The sequence below is a fragment of the Schaalia turicensis genome (assembly GCF_019380255.1).
Lineage (GTDB): Bacteria > Actinomycetota > Actinomycetes > Actinomycetales > Actinomycetaceae > Pauljensenia > Pauljensenia turicensis_A.
Map to the genome: position 1 here is coordinate 919,396 of NZ_CP048928.1, position 21,023 is coordinate 940,418.

Annotated in this window: 13 protein-coding genes and 1 pseudogene; 6 read left to right on the forward strand and 8 right to left on the reverse strand. The window is 55.7% G+C overall.

Annotated elements, in window-relative coordinates:
• Positions 1–76: 76 nt before the first annotated feature.
• Both uvrC and G5S47_RS03950 read right to left on the reverse strand, forming a co-directional pair.
• The gene (uvrC, locus tag G5S47_RS03945) at positions 77–2,089 is read right to left on the reverse strand and encodes an excinuclease ABC subunit UvrC (RefSeq protein WP_103632613.1); all 2,013 of its coding nucleotides are present in this window, start codon (positions 2,087–2,089) and stop codon (positions 77–79) included.
• A gap of 62 nt (positions 2,090–2,151) precedes the next feature.
• Positions 2,152–2,331: pseudogene (locus G5S47_RS03950) on the reverse strand (hypothetical protein); the annotation flags it as partial.
• 284 nt (positions 2,332–2,615) lie between these two features.
• Here G5S47_RS03950 and glnA point away from each other — a divergent pair.
• The 4 genes from glnA to G5S47_RS03970 all read left to right on the forward strand — a co-directional run bounded on the left by glnA (position 2,616) and on the right by G5S47_RS03970 (position 8,710).
• Positions 2,616–4,040 carry a type I glutamate--ammonia ligase gene (gene glnA / locus G5S47_RS03955; protein WP_006681061.1) on the forward strand — a complete coding sequence of 475 codons (1,425 nt, stop codon included), beginning with the start codon at positions 2,616–2,618 and terminating at the stop codon, positions 4,038–4,040.
• A 205-nt stretch (positions 4,041–4,245) separates the two neighbouring features.
• The gene (locus tag G5S47_RS03960; protein WP_103632612.1) at positions 4,246–6,063 is read left to right on the forward strand and encodes an AMP-dependent synthetase/ligase; all 1,818 of its coding nucleotides are present in this window, start codon (positions 4,246–4,248) and stop codon (positions 6,061–6,063) included.
• Complete coding sequence (locus tag G5S47_RS03965; RefSeq protein ID WP_103632611.1) at positions 6,060–7,979, forward strand: AMP-dependent synthetase/ligase; 1,920 nt, start codon at positions 6,060–6,062, stop codon at positions 7,977–7,979. The genes G5S47_RS03960 and G5S47_RS03965 overlap by 4 nt, the downstream gene beginning before the upstream one ends.
• The gene (locus tag G5S47_RS03970) at positions 7,976–8,710 is read left to right on the forward strand and encodes an SDR family oxidoreductase (protein WP_219585835.1); all 735 of its coding nucleotides are present in this window, start codon (positions 7,976–7,978) and stop codon (positions 8,708–8,710) included. The genes G5S47_RS03965 and G5S47_RS03970 overlap by 4 nt, the downstream gene beginning before the upstream one ends.
• A gap of 136 nt (positions 8,711–8,846) precedes the next feature.
• Here the strand turns inward: G5S47_RS03970 and uvrA are convergent, their stop codons facing one another.
• Complete coding sequence (gene uvrA, locus G5S47_RS03975; protein ID WP_006681065.1) at positions 8,847–11,732, reverse strand: excinuclease ABC subunit UvrA; 2,886 nt, start codon at positions 11,730–11,732, stop codon at positions 8,847–8,849.
• Between the two features lie 83 nt (positions 11,733–11,815).
• Here uvrA and G5S47_RS03980 point away from each other — a divergent pair, with 83 nt between their 5' ends.
• Both G5S47_RS03980 and G5S47_RS03985 read left to right on the forward strand, forming a co-directional pair.
• On the forward strand, positions 11,816–12,133 hold the full coding sequence (locus G5S47_RS03980) for a YciI family protein (RefSeq protein WP_040318544.1): 318 nt from the start codon (positions 11,816–11,818) through the stop codon (positions 12,131–12,133).
• 67 nt (positions 12,134–12,200) lie between these two features.
• Complete coding sequence (locus tag G5S47_RS03985) at positions 12,201–12,482, forward strand: YciI family protein (protein WP_219585836.1); 282 nt, start codon at positions 12,201–12,203, stop codon at positions 12,480–12,482.
• An 80-nt stretch (positions 12,483–12,562) separates the two neighbouring features.
• On the opposite strand, the gene G5S47_RS03990 is transcribed toward G5S47_RS03985, so the two are convergent.
• The 5 genes from G5S47_RS03990 to rpsA form a co-directional block, all read right to left on the reverse strand.
• Positions 12,563–14,974: an HAD-IC family P-type ATPase gene (locus tag G5S47_RS03990; protein WP_219585837.1), complete on the reverse strand. Its 2,412-nt coding sequence runs from the start codon at positions 14,972–14,974 to the stop codon at positions 12,563–12,565.
• Between the two features lie 66 nt (positions 14,975–15,040).
• Positions 15,041–16,087 carry a TerC/Alx family metal homeostasis membrane protein gene (locus G5S47_RS03995; RefSeq protein WP_006681069.1) on the reverse strand — a complete coding sequence of 349 codons (1,047 nt, stop codon included), beginning with the start codon at positions 16,085–16,087 and terminating at the stop codon, positions 15,041–15,043.
• Between the two features lie 233 nt (positions 16,088–16,320).
• The gene (uvrB, locus tag G5S47_RS04000) at positions 16,321–18,390 is read right to left on the reverse strand and encodes an excinuclease ABC subunit UvrB (RefSeq protein ID WP_040318545.1); all 2,070 of its coding nucleotides are present in this window, start codon (positions 18,388–18,390) and stop codon (positions 16,321–16,323) included.
• Positions 18,391–18,466: 76 nt separating this feature from the next.
• Positions 18,467–19,153: a dephospho-CoA kinase gene (gene coaE, locus G5S47_RS04005; RefSeq protein WP_006681071.1), complete on the reverse strand. Its 687-nt coding sequence runs from the start codon at positions 19,151–19,153 to the stop codon at positions 18,467–18,469.
• Positions 19,154–19,439: 286 nt separating this feature from the next.
• A complete protein-coding gene (gene rpsA / locus G5S47_RS04010; protein ID WP_101627759.1) occupies positions 19,440–20,885 on the reverse strand; it encodes a 30S ribosomal protein S1 in 1,446 nt (481 codons plus the stop codon).
• Between the last annotated feature and the right edge of the window lie 138 nt (positions 20,886–21,023).

Genomic DNA, 21,023 nt, shown 5'->3' on the forward strand with positions numbered 1-21,023 from the left:
TAGTGGACCAAAGCGCGCGTGTGCGGGTGTGCTCACGTTTGACTCGGGCGACTGAACGAAAGTATCACGAGGCCGATCAGGCGTGTTCGGACTGTGGATTCAGTGCTTCGAGGATCGATTGAGCAAGCACTGAGCCAATGCCGGGCACCGAAGCTACTTCGTCGACGCTTGCTTCGCGAAGCTTTTTCACTGATCCGAATCGCGTGAGTAGCGCTGATTGCCGCGCGGGGCCGACGCCTTCAATGGCGTCAAGGGCGGACCTCGTTAGTGCTTTCGTTCGACGCTTACGGTGCTTCGTAATTGCGAATCGGTGGGATTCATCGCGCAGGTACTGCAGCAAGTGGAGGGCAGACGAGCCGCGCGGGAAGATCATTGGAAATTCGTCGCCGGGAATCCAGACTTCTTCAAGACGCTTAGCCAATCCCACAAGAGGAATGTCGACGCCAAGATCATCGAGTGCAGTACGCGCTGCATTCACCTGAGGCAGACCACCGTCGACGACCACAAGGTCGGGCCGATAAGAAAACCTGCGTGGCTTTCCTGTGAGTGAATCAATCGGACCGGACTCGAAGGCGACGCCCTCATCGTCTTCACCGGCAACCCCTGCTTCTTCTGCAAGCAGACGGGAGAAACGCCTGCGCAGAACCTCGTCCATCGCGGACGTATCATCGGGGGTACCGTTGCCATCTGTGCCTCGAATATTGAATGTCCGATAAGCGTCTTTACGCGGAGCGCCGTCTTCGAAGACGACCATGGAACCGACCTGGTGGGTACCCATGGTGTGCGAGATGTCGTAGCACTCAATGCGCAACGGGGCAGCATCCAGTCCGAGGTTTTCAGCCAGTTCTTCAAGTGCTTGGGAACGAACAGTCAGATCGCCTGCTCGCTTGGTCTGATGGAGTTCCAGCGCTTGGCGAGCGTTCTCACGCACCGTTTCCATCAGCTGGGCTTTCGGACCGCGCGAGGGCACGTGAATGCGCACGGACGCCCCTCGCACTTCACTCAGCCAGGACGCAATCATTTGCTTGTTGTCCGGCTCGATCGAGACGAAAACTTCGTGCGGAATCGCCGACGTTGGAGTGTGTGCGATGTCGTCAACCGACTTCTTTTTGACCTTCTCGCGCCTTGTCGGGGTGCTCGGATCAGAAGGAGGAAGCTGCGAGTAGACCTGTTCAAGCAAACGAGCCATCAAGACCTGCTCATCTGCACCATCGACGCGATCGATCACCCATCCTCGCGTGCCACGGATACGACCACCACGAACGAAGAAAACGTGGACAGCAGCATCGAGTTCATCAGCAACAAGCGCGAAGACATCAGCGTCTGTACCATCATCGAGGACAACAACGTTCTTTTCCAGAACGTTCTCAATCGCTTTCAGGTCGTCGCGGGTCTTCGCGGCAGTTTCAAAGTCAAGGTTCGCTGCGGATTCTTTCATCCGTTCTTTCAACTCACGGACAATGGGACCGGTCTTCCCCTCCATGAAATCGCAGTAATTCTGCGCAAGCTGACGATGATCTTCTTCGCTAATCGCACCGATACAGGGAGCAGAACACTTGTCGATATGCGCCAGAAGACAGGCTCGCTTTTGGGCTTTCGCACGCTGAAAAACTCCCGGGGTGCACGTACGCACGGGGTAGATACGTGAGAGCAAATCGATCGTTTCACGAATCGCCCACACCTGCGTATACGGGCCGTAGTAACGCGTTCCGGCACGTTTCGCCTGACGCGTGACATGAACGCGGGGGTATCTCTCCCCCATGGTCACAGCCAAGTAAGGATAGGACTTATCGTCCTTAAACATGACGTTGAACTGTGGATTAAACTCTTTGATCCACGTGAATTCAAGCGTCAGGGCTTCAATTTCGCTACGAACAACGGTCCATTGAACGTGCGTCGCCGTAAACACCATTTGGCGCGTACGAGGGTGAAGATTGCCTGGATCCTGGAAATAGTTCGTCAGACGATTACGAAGGTTCTTTGCTTTACCGACATAGATAACTCGACCGTCTTTATCGGAAAAACGATAGACGCCCGGTGACGAAGGAATATCACCGGTTTTCGGACGGTACGTTGACGGGTCGGCCACCTGAATAGTGTACGTACCTGGGTGCGCGTATGCCGACGCAGAAGATGATGATGGACAGCTGCAGTAGCCAGAAGTGACGGGATTGGCGCCATTTCAGCGTTTGTTTCACGGTCAGAAAGAACGAGGAATGAAACACCATCTTCGACCGGAACGTCTCGCCACGCCAGAACGCGCAGCCCCTCTTCACGAGCAATCGTTTCAACCGTTGCCACTGCACGCATCGTGTTTATTCGCCGGATCATAGAGACCACTGGCGCGTTGTTCACGCACTCGAGCACTCATGATGTCTTCTCGCGTCGAAAATGCATCTATTCCACAATTGCAAAGTAATAGTAAACACTTGTGGAAAGAACGGGCTCATCTTGGAGAATTCACGCCACAAACAGGACAAATGCGCCACATTTCGGACAATCTTTTTCGCGCATGAAACGCTATGTAATACCATCTATTTAGCGGTTGTTTGGCAAAGTTTTTACCAAACGTCTTGGCATCAACGCATTAATAACGTGCGATGGAAGGACACCTTATGTTCACCACCTCCGAAGAGGTTGTTTCGTTTATTACTGAACAGGACATTGAATTTGTTGATGTTCGCTTCTGCGACGTTCCCGGCGTCCAGCAGCACTTCACAATTCCTGCACAGGAGTTCATTGACGACGCCCTTGAGAATGGTTTGATGTTCGACGGATCGTCCGTGCGCGGTTTCACTGCTATTCACGAGTCTGACATGAAGCTCATCCCCGACATCACGTCAGCATTCGTCGACCCTTTCCGCGTCGCCAAGACTCTCGTCGTCAATTTCTCGATCGTTGACCCCTTCACCGACGAGCCCTTCTCTCGCGATCCTCGTCAGGTTGCAGCCAAGGCTGAGGCCTACCTACGTTCCACCGGTATCGCTGACGAATGCTTCATCGGCGCCGAAGCTGAGTTCTATCTCTTCAACGATGTCCGTTACGAGGTCAAGCCGAACTCAACGTTCTTCAAGGTTGACTCCCCCGAAGCATGGTGGAACACAGGCCGGCAAGAAGAAGGCGGCAACCGCGGATACAAGGTTGGCGTTAAGGGCGGCTACTTCCCTGTTTCACCCCAGGACCAGTACGCGGATATCCGCGATGAAATGGTTCGCAACCTTGCCGCAGTCGGCCTGAAGATTGAGCGCGCTCACCACGAGGTTGGTTCCGGTGGTCAGCAGGAAATCAACTACCGTTTCGCAACCCTGCAAAAGGCTGCGGACGACATGATGAAGTTCAAGTACGTCATCAAGAACACCGCTCTTGACTTTGACCACACGGCAACCTTCATGCCGAAGCCACTGTTCGGTGACAACGGTTCGGGTATGCACACCCACCTTTCGCTCTGGAAGAACGGCGAGCCGCTGTTCTACGACGAACGAGGCTACGGTTCACTCTCCGACACTGCTCGTTGGTTCATCGGAGGTCTGCTTGAACACGCTCCGGCACTGCTTGCTTTCACGAACCCGTCGGTCAATTCTTTCCGTCGCTTGGTTCCCGGCTTCGAAGCCCCGATTAACCTGGTGTACTCGGCGCGTAACCGCTCGGCATGTATCCGCATTCCTGTTACAGGTACGTCCCCGAAGGCGAAGCGCGTCGAATACCGTGTCCCGGACCCGTCGGCCAACCCGTACCTGTCTTTCGCGGCCTGCCTGATGGCCGGCATCGACGGCATCAAGCGTCGTATTGAGCCTGCTGCCCCAATCGATAAGGATCTCTACGAGCTTCCGCCGGCTGAATACCAGGACATCACGAAGCTCCCGAGCTCACTCGAAGCAGCCCTTGAGGCCCTGAGCAACGACCATGAGTTCCTCACTGAAGGCGACGTCTTCACCCAGGACCTCATCGACACATGGCTCGACTACAAGGAGGCGAACGAGGTCGCTCCTATGCGCGTGTACCCACACCCCTACGAGTATCACATGTACTTCGATCTCTGAGCCGAGTACTTGAGGGAGGCCCCGCTCATCCGTTTTCGGATCGGCGGGGCCTTTTGTCATACACATTGTCATACACACCACCGCGCGAATCGTGAGCAATCAAACGCCACCCAAAACCGGAGGGTCGCACACTAGTTGAAGGAGATGTAGGTAGGCTCAAGTTAATAAAAGAATTGAAATAAGTTCGCGACCACGGGAGGAATCCATGAAAAAGCTACGCGACGGCTCATTCACAGTGAAACCAAAGTTCAAGGTTGGGGCACACGAATCAGTATCCTCACTCTTGATTGCGCGTGCTCAGAAGCACCCCAAACAGGTCGCCGTCGAACAGCGCACTCCCGTTGGTCTTCCCCAACCGGTGACCGCCGAAGAGCTTCTTGCTCAAGTCAACGATGTGGCTCGCGGCTTGATCGGCCAGGGCATTCACCCCGGCGATGCCGTCGCGATCCTTTCATCAACCTCGTATGAATGGATGCTACTGGACTATGCCATCCTGTCTATCGGAGCTATCACCGTTCCCATTTACGAATCAGACTCTGCTGCTCAAATCGAACACATCCTGACCGACGCGAAGGTTATTCAGGTCTTCACCCAGACCAGCCAGCAGGCGGAACTTGTGGAAAGCGTCCGTACTCCCAACGTTCGCTTCATTGATTCCATTGACCGTGGCGCCATGCGCAATATCGCTACAGCTGCGCTCGGCATCGAGGCTTCAGAAGTTGAAGCACGCCGTATCAAAATCAAGAGCAGTGATCTGGCAACCATCATTTACACGTCGGGAACAACCGGCATGCCGAAGGGTGTCTGCCTGACTCACGCCAACTTTGTCGGCACAGCCTACGCAACTCGACAGGTACTCGGAGCGGTCATTGACTCCCCCGACACCCGCCTGCTTCTGTTCCTTCCCGTGGCACACGTACTCGCTCGCTTCGTCATGCACGTGGTGATCTCCGGCCAAGGAACACTCGGATTCTCCCCCGACATTAAGAACCTGCTTCCCGACATTGCCTCATTCAAGCCCTCCGTGTTGTTGGTTGTCCCGCGCGTCCTGGAAAAGGTCTACAACTCCGCAGCCGCGAAGGCCGGTAAGGGCATTAAAGGCAAGATTTTCTCCTGGTCCGCCAAGCAGGCAAGGTCGTGGGCAACTTCGAAAGAAAAGACGCTTGGCCCATCGCCGTTGAAGCGCGTGCGCCACTCGGTTGCTGACACTCTGGTTCTGAAGAAGATTCGTGAGATCCTGGGCCCGAACCTGAAGTACATCGTGTCCGGCGGAGCCCCGCTTGCATCGGATCTTGCACAGTTTTTCGGTGGCCTCGGCCTGAAGGTGCTGCAGGGCTACGGTCTTTCTGAAACGACCGGTCCCGCATGTGTCCAGCTACTGAATAACCACCCGTCTGGTTATGTCGGCCCCGTTCTGCCTGGTAATTACGTCAAGATCGCTGATGACGGCGAGATTCTTCTGAAAGGCGTTTCGGTGATGTCGGGGTACTACAATCTCTCCGACGCGACCGCAGACTCTTTTATTGACGGATGGTTCCGTACAGGTGACCTTGGCACCGTGGATAAGAACCTCGGAGTATCAATCACCGGCCGTAAGAAGGAATTGATCGTCACCGCCGGTGGAAAGAATGTTTCGCCCGAGGTCCTCGAAGAACAGCTGATCACCCACCCGCTGATCGCACATATTGTTGTCGTCGGTGATGCTCGCCCCTACATTGGCGCGCTGATCACCCTCGATTCCGATATGTTGCCCACATGGCTGAAGAATCACGGTCTCCCAATTGTGGACGCCGCACAGGCTGCGGATATGCCAGAAGTACGCGATTCCTTGGAGAAAGCAGTCACGCGTGCAAACAAAAGGGTGTCGCGTGCAGAGTCCATTCGGCGGTTGAGGATCATCGATCAGACGTTTACGGTGGAAAATGGATATATGACTCCGTCGCTGAAGCTTCGTCGCCATGCTGTGATCAAAGACTTCGCTCACGAGGTCGACGCACTCTACGCCGAAGGGCAAAAGAAATGACATTGATCCACGTTGACGCATCAACATGGGATAATCCTGCTACTCGCGTAGCCGATCCTGACTGGAACCTGCCCAAGATGATCCGACAGCGCGCAATTGACCACCCGAATCAAGTGGCGATTGAACGCCGAAACGGCGTTGGTCAGTGGCGTCCGATGACGATCAATGAGTTCGTTCGTCGTATCGACGATACGGCACGTGGCATGATCGGCCTTGGCCTGCAACCGGGCGCGCATCTTGCCATTCTTGCGCCCACGTCGTTCGAATGGGCGCTCATTGACCTCGCAGCGCTCAGCTGTGGCGCAGTCACGGTTCCGATCTATGAAACAGATTCTGCAGCACAGATCGAACACATCCTTGTCGACTCTGAAGTGACGATTGTTGTCACGGCAACAACGCAACAGGCAGACCTTGTCCGTTCGGTTGCACGCGATAACGTGACCATCATGTCGCTCGATAAAGGCGCCGAGCGCACAATTCTCGCTGCTGCTAAAGGCGTGAGGCTCGAACAGGTCAACGAACGCCTTGAGCTCCGTAAACTTCACGACGTTGCAACGATCATCTACACCTCGGGGACAACGGGTCGCCCAAAGGGCATTGAGCTGACGCACGGAAACTTCATTTCTTCTGCCATTCAGGCCTACGACTTCCTCCCGGACCTCATCAATTCTCCAAAGTCGCGCTCACTGCTCTTCCTGCCCGTCGCGCACTCTCTGGCACGCTTCGTCATGTACGCGTTGCTTGGCGGTCAGGGACGCGTCGCGTTCGTTCCGGATATGCGTAACCTGCTGACGGACATTTCGACCTTCAAGCCCACAATGCTCCTTGTCGTGCCTCGTGTTCTGGAGAAGGTGTACAACGCTGCAACCGCGAAGGCCGGTGGCGGTATCAAGGGCTCGCTTTTCTCATGGGCAGCAAACCAGGCGAAACAACTGTCGCATGCGACCGCATACACGAAGGCTCCTGAAATCGAACAGACCTCGGCCGTAGGCGCTCCGACCAGCCACACAACTCAGATTCCTTCAGCGTCTGCAGCCCCTTCTCCCGGTCCTTCCTTTGCGTTGAAGTCTCGCCTACGTGTTGCCGATGCTCTGGCTCTGCGCAAGGTGAAGTCAGTGCTTGGCCCGAACCTCCACACGATCATTTGCGGTGGCGCTCCCCTGGCAGCTGACCTTGCTCACTTCTACCGTGGCCTTGGTATTACCCTTCTGCAGGGCTACGGTCTGTCGGAGTCGACTGGGCCGATTGCCGTCGAATGGCCCTCGGACTTCCCGCCGGATTCGGTGGGCTTCCCCTGGCCGGGTAACACGATTCGTATCGATGACGACGGTGAGATCCTGATGAAGGGTGTCAGCGTCATGAAGGGCTATCACAACCTGCCGGAGGAAACTCAAGCCTCCTTCGTTGATGGCTGGTTCAAGTCCGGTGATTTGGGTGCTATCGACGAAACGGGCCACCTGCGTATTACGGGCCGTAAGAAGGAATTGATTGTCACCGCGGGTGGTAAGAATGTTTCGCCCGAGGTTTTGGAAGATTCCTTGCAAACACACCCGTTGATTTCGAGCGTGGTTGTTGTCGGTGATGCTCGCCCGTACATTGGAGCGCTCATCACCTTGGATGCTGAAATGCTCCCGATGTGGCTCGCATCGAAGGGACAGGATGTTGTAGATACGGCATCTGCTGCGAACCTTCCGGTCGTGCGTAAATCGCTCGAAAAGGCGATTGCTCGAGCGAATGAAAAGGTGTCGCGCGCAGAATCGATCCGCCGATATCGCATCGTCAACGCCGAATTCACAGTCGAGAACGGCTACATGACCCCGTCCCAGAAGCTGAAGCGCAACGTCGTTCTGCGCGACTTTGCCCACGAGGTCGATGCACTCTACTCCGACACAACTCAGAATGGAGACGCGCGATGACCGCTACAGTATCGTCCAATCGCCCAGTCGCTCTGGTCACCGGTGCCACTCGTGGCCTCGGACATGCGATTGCCGTTGAACTGGCGAAGACGCATCACGTCATCGTTGGCGGACGATCAGCCGAAGCAGTAGGTCGCGTGGTCGACGAGTTGGGTGATGCTTCCGCCTTTGTCGCCGATCTGACGAATGAGGACGAGGCCGCCCAAGCTCTTTCGGACGTGTTGGCCACAGTGGGGCGTCTCAATGTCCTCGTCAACAATGCTGGTGTTGGCAAGAAGGCGACGCTTGATCACACGACTCGCGACGACTGGCGCTGGGTCTTGGAAACCAACGTCATTGCTGTCGCTGACGTGACACGGATGTGCCTGCCGAAGCTACGCGAGAGTTTCGGCACGGTCGTTGTCATCAACTCCGGTGCTGGTGTGCGCGTCTATCCCTCTGACGCTGCGTACACGGTCTCGAAGTGGGCGTTGCGCTCTTTCACCGATTGTCTGCGTGAAGCTGAACGTGGCCGGGTTCGCGTTGTCGCTATTCACCCTGGACGTATCGATACTGATATGCAGGTCGCTATGCAGGCTCAGGCTGGCAAGACCTACAACCCTGACGATCACATGCGTGCTTCAGATGTTGCGAAGACCGTGCGTCTTGCCGTCGATATGCCAGCCTCGACGAACGTCGACGAGCTACACATTCGAACGACCGAAGCGAAGAAAACCAACCCGTCTATCTGAGTTTCTTCGCTATGAAACCACTGTTACGGCCCGAACTTGAACGGACAAAAGGGGATCGCGATCATGATTGATCAGCGACCCCCTTTTCGTTATGCTCCCCTACTCGCAGGTTAAAGGAGTAGAAGAAGCCTCGTCCTTATTTCTTCTGGGCGGAGGCCTTCTTCTTCGCGACAGACTCGTTCTTCGCACTCGCGAGAATATCTGCCAGGAACTCCCCGGTAAACGACCCCTTCACCTTCGCAACTGCTTCTGGTGTTCCTTCAGCAATGACGCGACCACCACCGGAACCACCTTCGGGGCCCATATCAACGATCCAATCAGCGCACTTAATGACGTCCAGGTTGTGCTCAATGACGATGACCGTATTGCCTTTGTCAACCAGCGATTGCAAAACCAGCAGAAGTTTACGAATATCCTCGGAATGTAAGCCGGTCGTCGGCTCGTCCAGCACATAGATCGTTCGTCCAGTCGAACGACGCTGCAGTTCGGACGCGAGCTTCACACGCTGTGCTTCGCCACCCGACAGTGTTGTTGCCGCCTGCCCCAATCGCACGTAACCCAGGCCAACCTCGACAAGGGTATTGAGATGTCGCGCAATCCTGGAGATCGGCGCGAAAAACTCCGCCGCTTCAGACACCGGCATATTCAGAACGTCCGCGACTGACTTCCCCTTGTAAAGAATCTCCAAGGTTTCACGGTTGTACCGTGCACCATGGCAAACTTCGCAGGGAACGTACACGTCAGGCAGGAAGTTCATTTCGATCTTCAGAGTGCCGTCGCCCTTGCAGGATTCACAGCGTCCGCCTTTCACATTGAAGGAGAAACGGCCCGGACCGTAGCCTCGTACCTTCGCTTCCTGTGTTTCCGCGAACAGCTTACGAATCGCATCCCACACGCCCGTATACGTCGCAGGGTTCGAACGTGGCGTACGACCGATCGGCGACTGATCAACGTGGACAACCTTATCGAGATGCTCGAGGCCACTCATTGAACGGTAACGACCTGACACAAGGCGCGCACCGTTCAAACGCGATGCCAGCGTGCGGTACAGAATCGAATTCACCAGCGTGGACTTTCCCGAACCGGACACGCCCGTCACAGCGGTAAAGGTGCCGAGAGGGAACGAAACTGTCACGTCGTTGAGGTTATGCTCGCGTGCACCCTTGACCGTCAGCATGCGCTCGGGATCAACCGGGCGACGAGTAGCTGGCACTCCGATGGAACGACGGCCCGACAGGTAGTCGCCAGTCAGTGATTTCTTGTTGTTCTTCAAGTCTTCCAGAGTGCCGGAGTGGACAATCCAACCACCCGTTTCACCGGCGCCTGGACCGATATCGACGATCCAGTCAGCGGCTTCCATCGTTTCTTCATCGTGCTCGACAATAATCAGCGTATTGCCAAGGTCGCGAAGACGCTTCAAGGTATCGATGAGCTTGCGATTGTCACGCTGGTGCAGACCGATCGACGGTTCGTCGAGCACATACAGGACGCCAACCAAACCGGAGCCAATCTGCGTGGCTAGACGAATACGCTGCGCTTCGCCGCCCGACAGTGTTCCGGCACCACGTGACAGCGTCAGATAGGTCAGGCCAACATCGACAAGGAAATCGAGGCGAGCACGAATCTCCTGCAGGATTGGCTTGGCAATCGCCTGCGAACGCTGATCCAACTCCAACGCATTGAGGTGTGCGCGGGCATCTGAAATCGACAGGTCAGACAGTTCAGCAATCGATAGATCGCCCACTGTCACCGCAAGAACCTCGGGACGCAGACGAGCCCCCTGACACGTCGGACACGGAACCTCACGCATATAGGCGTTGAGCTTCTCCGACACCCATTCCGATTCGGTTTCCTCGCGCTTGCGCTCAACGTAGGTGACGGCACCTTCGAAGCCTGTCGTGTACGAGCGTTCGCGTCCCCATCTGTTGCGGAACTTGACCTTGACCTCGTAGTCCTTACCAAACAGGATGGCTTCGCGGACGTTGTCGGGCAGGTCCTTCCACGGAGTTGTCATCTCGAATCCGAGTTCACCGGACAAGGACTCCAGCAGGCGCTTGTGGTACTTGAAGTTTGAGTTCCACACGATCACCGCACCGTCGGCCAGCGACAGTTCCTCGTCGGGAACCAGTAGGTCAGGATCAACTTCAAGCTTCGACCCAATACCCGTACAGTCTGGGCAGGCGCCGTAGGGAGCGTTAAAAGAGAATGTACGAGGTTCGATTTCTTCCAACGCTAGCGGGTGGTCGTTCGGGCACGAACGCTTTTCCGAGTATCGGCGACGACGATCAGGATCGTCCTCGTCCAGGTCGACCATGTCAATAATGACGAGGCCATCGGACAGACGGAGAGCTGTTTCTACCGAATCAGTAAGGCGCTGGCGCATACCGGAACGCACCACGAGCCGGTCAATGACGACCTCGATCGTGTGGCGCAGTTTCTTTTCCAAAACTGGAGCGTTCTCGAGTCTAACCAATTCGCCGTCGATGATCGCACGCGTGTAGCCGGACGTCTTCAGCTCATTGATCAGGTCCTGATATTCACCCTTGCGTCCACGCACGACCGGCGACAGAACCTGGAAACGCGTTCCCTCATCCATGGAACGCACTCGATCCACAATCTGCTGGGGAGTCTGCGCCTGAATGCGTGCGCCACACTTCGGGCAGTGAGCGATCCCCGCACGCGCGTACAGCAAACGCAGGTAGTCGTGAATCTCAGTAATCGTGCCAACCGTGGAACGCGGGTTGCGCGATGTCGACTTCTGGTCAATCGAGACCGCGGGCGACAGACCCTCGATGAAATCGACGTCGGGTTTGTCCATCTGACCGAGGAACTGGCGCGCGTACGACGACAGAGACTCCACGTATCGACGCTGGCCCTCTGCGAAGATCGTATCGAATGCCAACGATGACTTACCGGAGCCGGAAAGCCCCGTAAAAACAATCATTGTGTCTCGAGGCAACTCGAGGCTGACATCCTTCAAGTTATGCTCGCGAGCACCAGAAATAACTAAAGATTCATGCACCCTAACAGTCTACTCGGCGCCGAGTTCGAATGTCGTACATGTGTTCCATCGTCAAACGGCAGTTTAACTGGCATTATGAGGCAATGAGCCTCTACATGATCGAATACACCTACGACCATTCACTCGAGTCGTTGATCCAGTCATTCAGGCCCGCTCACCGCCAGTTCCTGCGAGACCTGCATTCACGCGGCATTGTGGTGGCTTCCGGCTTCCTGCGTGATAGGGGAGAAAATGATGCGCTGATTATTCTTCGCGCCAATTCGGCTCAGGATGTTTTCAAGATCCTCGCTGACGATCCTTTTGCTCTTCAGGGGTTTGTCGAAACCTGCAAGATTCGCGAATGGGTGCCGACGATCGGCTTCGGGGCCGAAGGGTTCGATACGGAATTCCCCTTTTCGTAAGAGAATTGACGAAGCCTGGCGTGGCGTTTCATATGCAATCACCGCCCGTTGCGCCTACCGTTGAGTCATGGCTTACTTTGCAGTGACTTACGTTTATGACCCTGCCCAATCAGCGCTGATGGACGAGGTTCGTCCCAAGCACCGCGCATTCTTAACGCAGTTGAAGGACGACGGATTTAACGTGGCCTCGGGCCCCGTTACCGGCGGTCATCCGACGGCTCTGCTGATTTTCGAAGCTGAGAACGCCGATAGGGTCGCGTCACTTCTTGATGAGGATCCGTTCAAGGAGGCCGGTGTCATTCGTGAACGTATCATCGGCGAGTGGAATCCGGTGATTAACCGCTTCTGATTGTTCAGTGCAGTGTGGGAGAACGTTTTGGCGTTCTCCCACACTGCATTTACGGCATCTGTTCAAGCTCGTGCCGATGCTCAGAATTGCGCTGTGTCAGAGGCACCGATGGCCTCTGCATGAGCGTGTTGACGCTTGTGGTACAGGCGGTGGCTGGCTTCAATCAAAAGTCCGGCACCGACTCCTGACACCCCGATCACAAGCCAATGTTCGTGCGTGGGCCAGCTGAGCGCTAAGAAGGTGCGGATGGTGGGAATGGAGACTCCCATGAACGCTCCGAGCGCCATGAGGAGCACGAGTCCACCACGCCAGCCTAAGAGCGGACGAGCGGTGACCGAGACTAGCCAGAGTGCACCGACAATCAGCGAAAGCGTGGCAATGGTCCTCGCGTAGTCATCTCCAGGGCCCACGATTGCGTAGCTACCTAGCGCTGCCAGCGTCAAGGCAATTCCTGCGGGTAGCGCTAAGGCAAGTGTTCGGTGCAGGAACCCAGGCACATAGCGCCTAGCATTCGGTGCGAGAGCAAGGAAGAATGCGGGGATGCCGATCGTCAGTGCATCGATGTAGGTGAAGTGACGTGGAAGGAACGGGTATTCCCACGCCATCAGAGCACACGTCACAACGATCAACGCCGCGTAAACGGTTTTGGCAAGGAAGAGAGCACAGACGCGTTCCATATTCGCAATGATGCGTCGTCCTTCGCCCACCACTCCTGGTAATACAGCAAACTTTGAATCAATCAAGACGATCTGCGCGACAGCCTTCGTTGCCTGAGACCCGTTGCCCATCGCGATTCCAAGGTCGGAATCTTTCAGAGCAAGGGCATCGTTCACTCCGTCGCCTGTCATTGCGACCGTGTGTCCATTAGCCTGCAGTGCCTGGACCATCGCGCGCTTTTGCTCCGGCGTCACACGCCCGAACACATCCGTTTTCTCAACGATCTGGCCGAACTCATCTGACAAAGTATCTATGGGGAGAGTACGTGCATCCGTGATGACCAAAGGCTTCCCGTCAGGACGACTCAAACCCGCTTGGCGTGCCAGAGCGCCAACAGTCACCGGATTATCACCCGAAATCACTCGAACGCGGACGTCTTGGCGAGCAAAATATGTCAGCGTATCGGCTACGTCTAAACGCAAGTCTTCTTCCAAGACAATGATGCCCACAACGCATCGTGTGTCTGGAAGCAGGTAATCACCGGAAGAGGCGTCGAATGCCGTTGCCTCGTCGCGCTCTTGGCTACGAGCCAGGGCAACAACGCGCAAACCTTCCGCCGAATACTCGTCGATGAGCTGATCAAAGTCCCCGGGTTCTTTCGAAGAACGAAGAATCTCCGGAGCGCCCAAATACCAGCTGCCACTCGTAGTCCCACACGCTGACCACTTGCGAGCTGATGAGAACGGAATCGCCCAATTCACCTGGCCTAGATCCGCGTCGGAATAATAGTCGTCAATCGCCTGCGCTGTTGCATTCGCGCGATTGGCGCTCAGAGCTTTCAAAGCGAGCGTGGCCTCGTCCTCCGAAACATTCGCACCAATGCGAAGCGTGCGCACCCGAATATGGCCTGTGGTGAGAGTGCCCGTCTTGTCAACGCAGACACTGTCGACTCGTGCGAGGACTTCCACTGCGGGCAGTTCTTGGACAAGCACTCCCCTGCGCGCCAACGTCGCCGAACCGATCGCGAAGTTCATTGAAGTCAGGAGCACGAGGCCCTGGGGAATCATTCCCACAACGCTCGCGACCGCCAACACGATCGCTTGGTTCCAGGCCGCATCAGTGCCGGCAATACGGGTTTGCGACCACATGGTCAGCACAATCACCGGAATGAGTAGCGCGGAAATGACACGCAGAACCTTGTTGATACTCACCTGAATATGCGAAATAGTCCGCGTGTAGACGCGAGCTCGGCGAGAAAGATCCTGCGCGTATGTCTGTGCTCCCACCGCGTGGGCAACCATGAGTGCACTACCAGCAACGACCGAGGTTCCTGCAAGAACCTGATCGCCCACTTTCTTCTTGACGGGTGTTGATTCACCGGTCAGTAGTGCCTCGTCAACCTCGAGGCCCGAGGATTCTTCAACGACGCCATCTGCGCAAATCTGCGTACCCAGTTCAAGGCACATGACATCATCAAGCACAACATCCTTGGCCAGGATCTCTTGAGTTTTTCCACCACGAATAACCAACGCTGTTGGAGCATCGACGATTGCGAGTGAATCAAGAGTCCGCTTCGCCTTCAATTCCGAAGCAATGCCGATAATCGCGTTGATAATCAGCACTCCCCCGAAGACAACATCCTGAGGATGCCCAAAGATGAGCACCAGCACCGCAGCACTGATCAGGATCGCGTTAAACAGCGTGAGAACATTCTCGCGAATAATCGAGGCAATCGATCGCGAGGTCCTTTGGCGAACATCATTCGTTTCACCGCGTGCAACGCGTTCTCTCACCTCAGCGTGCGTCAGACCGGAGAGTGTTGAAGAGTGCGTCATTACGTCCTTCGGTGTGGGCGACGGTTTTACGTTGGACGGGTACGTAAGCCCCGTCGGGGCAACGTGTCAGTCAAAAGTACGAGCGGGCTTTTCCTTCTCCAGAACGTGGGTGTCTGGAGCGTCCTTTAACGCCATCGAACGGCTCTTCAGCAACGATGTCACGACCGTCACCACGATAGTCACGATGATAAAGGACAGGGATGGAAGGATTCCGATTTCCGGTGCCCAGTGAATGCCTTCGCCTCCGTTAAGGAACGGAAGCGTATTCTCGTGCATCGCGTGGAAAACCAGTTTCATTCCGATGAAGGCAAGGATTGCTGCCAAGCCGTAGTTCAGGTAGACCAGTCTTTCCAGCAGACGTTCGATCAGGAAATACAGCTGACGCAGACCAAGCAGAGCGAACGCGTTCGATGCGAACACCAAATAGGGTTCATGGGTCAGGCCGAAAATTGCCGGAATCGAGTCGAAGGCAAACATCAGGTCAGCAGTGCCCAGCGCGAAGACCACCAGGAGCATCGGCGTCAGGTACGTGCGACCACCGTGGCGGTGCAGGAACTTGTCACCAATGAAACCGTCGGTCACCGGGAAAACACGACGCATCAGTTTGACGAAGGAATTCTCGTGGTATTCCTCCTCTTCGTGTTCATCTTCTCCGCCAACACCTTCACGTGCTTGCGAGAAGGCGGTCCAGAGTAGCCAGGCGCCAAAGATAAAGAAGATCCACGTGAAGCGTTCAATCAGCGCTGCGCCAACAAGAATGAAGACGAGGCGCAGAACGAGGGCGATGATGATGCCGGATAGCAGTGCCTTCTGTTGATAGTTACGAGGCACCCTGAACGACGACATAATGATGATAAAGACGAACAGATTATCGAGTGACAGAGCTTTTTCTGTCAGAAAGCCAGCGTAGTATTCGCCGGCAAATTGGCCACCGTAGACGCCCCAAATGATGAGGCCAAAGGCAAGACCAAGAAGAACGTAACCGATCGACCACCAGGTCGATTCTTTCAGAGTCGGAGCGTGCGGTTTACGCACGTGGCCAACGATGTCAACGGTAATGAGGGCAAGAATTGCGACGGCCAGACCAAACCAGCCGAGGGCGTGAACATGCACGGGTGGGAACCTCTCTGAGGTACGAGCAACTATGGTGAGGTCTCTTCCCACCCGATGTTCGGGCTGCTGATCCGAGCGATGCTCGTGTCCAACGCCGTGGTGACGAACCAGCACTTCGTGGGATTACTCCCCTCGCGAACTAGTCTACCTAGATCGCGCTACGATACCCCGATGAAAAGCCAGTATGTGGAGAACCTAACGAGATTACCCCCAAGCGGACGCTTCAGCTCTCACTACTGAGCTGCCCTCATGTGGCGCAGTTCCTTCTTCAGATCCTGCAACTCATCGCGTAGACGCGCAGCGACCTCGAACTGTAGGTTTTCGGCGGCTAGCATCATCTGCTTCGTCAGGTCTTCGATCAATTCTTCAAGATCTGCTTGCGCTACACCCGCGAGGCTGAGTGCATCAGGCTTCGAACGAGCAGACGCTGATTTTTCCTTACGGTATCCGCCGTCAAGTAGCGTGCGCGTATCAACTTCTTCACGCACAAGCATGTCGGTGACGTCAGCAATCTTCTTACGCAGCGGCTTCGGGTCGATACCATGCTCGGTGTTGTAGGCAATCTGTTTCTCACGACGACGTTCAGTTTCGCTGATCGCAGCTTCCATAGATGGCGTGATGTTGTCGGCATACATATGCACTTCGCCCGATACGTTACGTGCTGCACGACCGATCGTCTGGATCAGCGATCGGGTCGAACGCAGGAAGCCTTCCTTGTCCGCATCGAGGATCGAAACAAGGGAAACTTCCGGTAAATCCAGACCTTCACGTAGCAGGTTGATGCCGACCAGGACGTCGAAGTTGCCTTGACGCAGTTCTCTGAGCAACTCAACGCGACGCAGGGTATCGATGTCAGAGTGCAGGTACTCGACACGTACGCCACGGCGAGCGAGGTACTCGGTCAGGTCTTCCGCCATCTTCTTCGTGAGCGTCGTGACAAGAACACGCTCATCCTTTTCGACACGCTCGCGGATCTGTTCCAGAAGATCGTCAATCTGTCCCTTCGTGGGCTTGACGATAATCTTTGGATCCACCAGACCAGTTGGGCGAATCACCTGTTCCACTACCCCATCGCTTCGTTCAAGTTCGTAGTCACCCGGGGTTGCCGAGAGGTAGACTGTCTGGCCGATGCGTTCAACGAATTCGTCCCATTTCAACGGTCTGTTGTCCATTGCTGAGGGCAGTCGGAAACCATGATCGACCAGGGTACGCTTGCGCGACATATCGCCCTCGAACATGGCACCGATCTGCGGAACTGTCACGTGCGATTCGTCGATGATCAGGACAAAGTCATCGGCAAAATAGTCCATCAGCGTATGGGGCGGAGTGCCGGGACCTCGTCCATCGATATGACGCGAATAGTTTTCAATGCCCGCGCACGATCCGATTTCTTTGAGCATTTCCAGGTCGTATGTGGTGCGCATGCGCAGACGCTGGGCTTCAAGTAACTTGCCTTGGGATTCGAACCACGTGAGGCGTTCTGCCAGTTCTTCTTCAATCGAGGCAATGGCTCGCTTCATGCGCTCTTCGCCGGCAACGTAATGGCTGGCCGGGAATAGATAGACGTGATCGACTTCGTTGATGACGTCACCGGTCAGGGGATGCAGGACTGCCAGAGAATCGATTTCATCCCCAAACATTTCGATGCGGATCGCCAGCTCCTCGTACACTGGGATGATTTCGATGGTGTCGCCACGAACTCGGAAAGTGCCTCGCGTGAAGGCGACATCATTGCGCACGTACTGCATGTTGACGAAGGCGCGAAGAAGGGTGTCGCGGTCGACGATCATGCCACGTTCCAGCTCAATCATGCGCTCGACGTACTCTTGTGGAGTACCCAAGCCGTAGATGCACGACACGGAGGCAACGACCACCGTGTCACGACGGGTCAGCAGGTTGTTCGTCGCCGAGTGGCGCAGACGTTCGACCTCATCGTTGATCGACGAGTCTTTCTCGATGTATGTATCCGTCTGCGGAATATAGGCTTCCGGCTGGTAGTAGTCGTAGTACGACACGAAGTACTCGACAGCGTTATTAGGCAACAGTTCGCGGAATTCAGCGGCAAGCTGGGCGGCAAGCGTTTTATTCGGCTCGATAATGAGCGCCGGTCGCTGAATCTGCTCAATGAGCCACGCAGTCGTTGCGGTTTTACCCGTGCCCGTAGCGCCGAGGAGAACAATATCCTGTTCGCCGTCATTCAGGCGCTTGACCAATTCTGCGATTGCAGTCGGCTGGTCGCCCGATGGCGTGTAGTCAGAGACAACCTCAAACGACGCTTCTTGCCGCACAACTCGTTTGCTCACAGTCCTACCGTAGTCACTTTGTCAGACTCATGCCGATTGAGGACCTATCGCCTGCTCGTGATGTACGAGGCCGGAATCATCTGCCGGTCGGACTGCCAGTTGTGCCCGAGTGTGTCAGCCATTGGGCATGAACTGTCGCAACCAGACGGTGAAGATCCACGAGCGAGCCGGTGTTGGTTATCCAGATGTGGCAGATCGCACGTCGTTCATCACTGTTCGCTTGGGATGCGATTCTTTTCCGGGCCTCGTCAATCGTCATCCCGCGGGCTTGTAGACGGCTCAGGCGCATATCAAGCGGAACATCGACCATGATCACGGCGTCAAACTGGTCTTGCATATGTTGCTCAGTCAGCAGAGGAACATCGTAAAGAGCAATGTTCCCCGGTTGGGCGCTTGAAAGAATCTGGCGGGAACGCTCAGCAATCAAAGGATGAGTGATTGCTTCCACTGTCTTTCGAGCACTGGCATCGGTGAAGACCTGCTGGGCTAGTGCTCCTCGATTGAGAGTCCCGTCATCATTCAAGATGGCATCGCCAAACACTTCTTCGATACGACGAAGACCGACGCTTCCAGGTTCGACCACTTCACGTGCGATGGCATCTGCGTCGGCAACGACCGCGCCAAGACTCGCAAACGCAGTGGCAACAGATGACTTTCCAGAGCCAATTCCACCGCTCAAACCGACGAGCAGTGCGCGGTCTGTTGGAATGACGAAAGGACGAAGAAGGTCAGCAGATGCGCCTCCCATGTGAATCTGGGTCATGATGCATTCCTAACGGCTGTTACGATCCGAGCGACTTCATCCTGATCCGTTGCAATCGCAACGCTAAGAAGATCCTCAACGCACAGCTCAATATGAGTCATAGCTTCATTGTCCTATATGAGTCGACGAGCGACTAGCGTCCGATATTCTTCAACGTCCATACAGGCTGGAGAATGCAGTCATAGGAGAATCATTCGACGCGTGGTGTGAATAAACGCGTGTGCCCCACGAACACCGTTCGTGGGGCACACGTTCATCACATCAGAGCCGAGGCTCTGTGATCAGTTCAGTTTCCGTTCGTGAGCTTCTCACGCAGAGCTGCGAGAGCCTCATCGGAAGCGAGGGTACCAACGGTCTCCGGCTCGACGGAGGACGAGGAAGAGGTGGCCTCGGGAGCAACCGGAGCTGCTTCGGCGTCTTCTTCCTGCGCCTTGACGACCTGAGCCTTGTGGGCCTGCCAGCGTGCCTGCGCTTCGGCATACTGTGCTTCCCAAGCCTCGCGCTGTGCCTCGTAGCCTTCCATCCATTCCTGGGTTTCCGGATCGAAGCCTTCGGGGTACTTGTAATTGCCGTCTTCGTCGTACTCAGCGGCCATGCCGTACAACGAGGGATCAAACTCTTCGGAAGTCGGATCGATGCCTTCGTTTGCCTGCTTGAGCGACAGGGAGATGCGACGACGTTCGAGGTCGATATCGATGACCTTCACGAATGCGTCGTCGCCAACCTTGACGACCTGATCCGGCAGCTCGACGTGACGCTGAGCAAGCTCGGAAATATGGACGAGGCCTTCGATGCCGTCTTCGACGCGGACGAATGCGCCGAATGGAACAAGCTTCGTGACCTTGCCCGGCACGACCTGACCGATCGCATGGGTACGGGCAAATGCCTGCCACGGATCTTCCTGGGTTGCCTTGAGGGACAGGGAGACGCGTTCGCGATCCATGTCGACGTCGAGAACCTCGACGGTGACTTCCTGGCCAACCTCAACGACCTCTGACGGGTGATCGATATGCTTCCAGGAGAGTTCGGAGACGTGGACGAGGCCGTCGACACCACCGAGGTCGACGAACGCACCGAAGTTAACGATCGAGGAGACGTTACCGGTACGAACCTGACCCTTGCCAAGAGTGTGGAGGAAGTTCGTGCGAACCTCGGACTGGGTCTGTTCAAGCCATGCGCGACGCGAGAGCACAACGTTGTTGCGGTTCTTGTCGAGCTCGATGATCTTCGCTTCGATCTCGCGACCAATGTACGGTGCGAGGTCGCGGACGCGACGCATTTCAACGAGGGATGCGGGGAGGAAGCCGCGAAGGCCGATGTCGAGGATAAGACCACCCTTGACGACCTCGATGACGGTGCCGGTAACAACGCCATCTTCTTCCTTGACCTTTTCGATCTGGCCCCAGGCGCGCTCGTACTGTGCGCGCTTCTTCGACAGGAGCAGACGGCCTTCCTTGTCTTCCTTCTGGAGGACGAGGGCTTCGATCTTGTCGCCAACAGCAACAACATCGTCAGGGTTCACGTCGTGCTTGATGGAGAGCTCGCGAGAGAGGATAACGCCCTCAGTCTTGTAGCCGATGTCGAGGAGGACCTCATCGTGGTCAACCTTGACGACAGTGCCCTCGACGATGTCGCCATCGTTGAAGTACTTGATGGTTGCGTCGATGGCGGCAAGCAGATCTTCGGTCGAGCCGATGTCATTAACCGCGACCTGCGGCGTATTGGTGGTCATGTAGTTGTGTCTCCGAAACGGACTGAATAGTAGGTGTACAGAAGTGGCGAATCGGCATTCGCGTACACGAGTGCCAAGACACCGCTAGTAAGTCTACCAGTTCATTAACGCGATCTTTTCCACTGTTTGGTGGATAAA

Coding starts and splice junctions, on each gene's coding strand:
- glnA (WP_006681061.1), top strand. CDS start 2,616: ATGTTCACCACCTCCGAAGAGGTTGTTTCGTTTATTACTGAACAGGAC.
- G5S47_RS03960 (WP_103632612.1), top strand. CDS start 4,246: ATGAAAAAGCTACGCGACGGCTCATTCACAGTGAAACCAAAGTTCAAG.
- G5S47_RS03965 (WP_103632611.1), top strand. CDS start 6,060: ATGACATTGATCCACGTTGACGCATCAACATGGGATAATCCTGCTACT.
- G5S47_RS03970 (WP_219585835.1), top strand. CDS start 7,976: ATGACCGCTACAGTATCGTCCAATCGCCCAGTCGCTCTGGTCACCGGT.
- G5S47_RS03980 (WP_040318544.1), top strand. CDS start 11,816: ATGAGCCTCTACATGATCGAATACACCTACGACCATTCACTCGAGTCG.
- G5S47_RS03985 (WP_219585836.1), top strand. CDS start 12,201: ATGGCTTACTTTGCAGTGACTTACGTTTATGACCCTGCCCAATCAGCG.
- G5S47_RS03990 (WP_219585837.1), bottom strand. CDS start 14,974: ATGACGCACTCTTCAACACTCTCCGGTCTGACGCACGCTGAGGTGAGA.
- coaE (WP_006681071.1), bottom strand. CDS start 19,153: ATGACCCAGATTCACATGGGAGGCGCATCTGCTGACCTTCTTCGTCCT.
- rpsA (WP_101627759.1), bottom strand. CDS start 20,885: ATGACCACCAATACGCCGCAGGTCGCGGTTAATGACATCGGCTCGACC.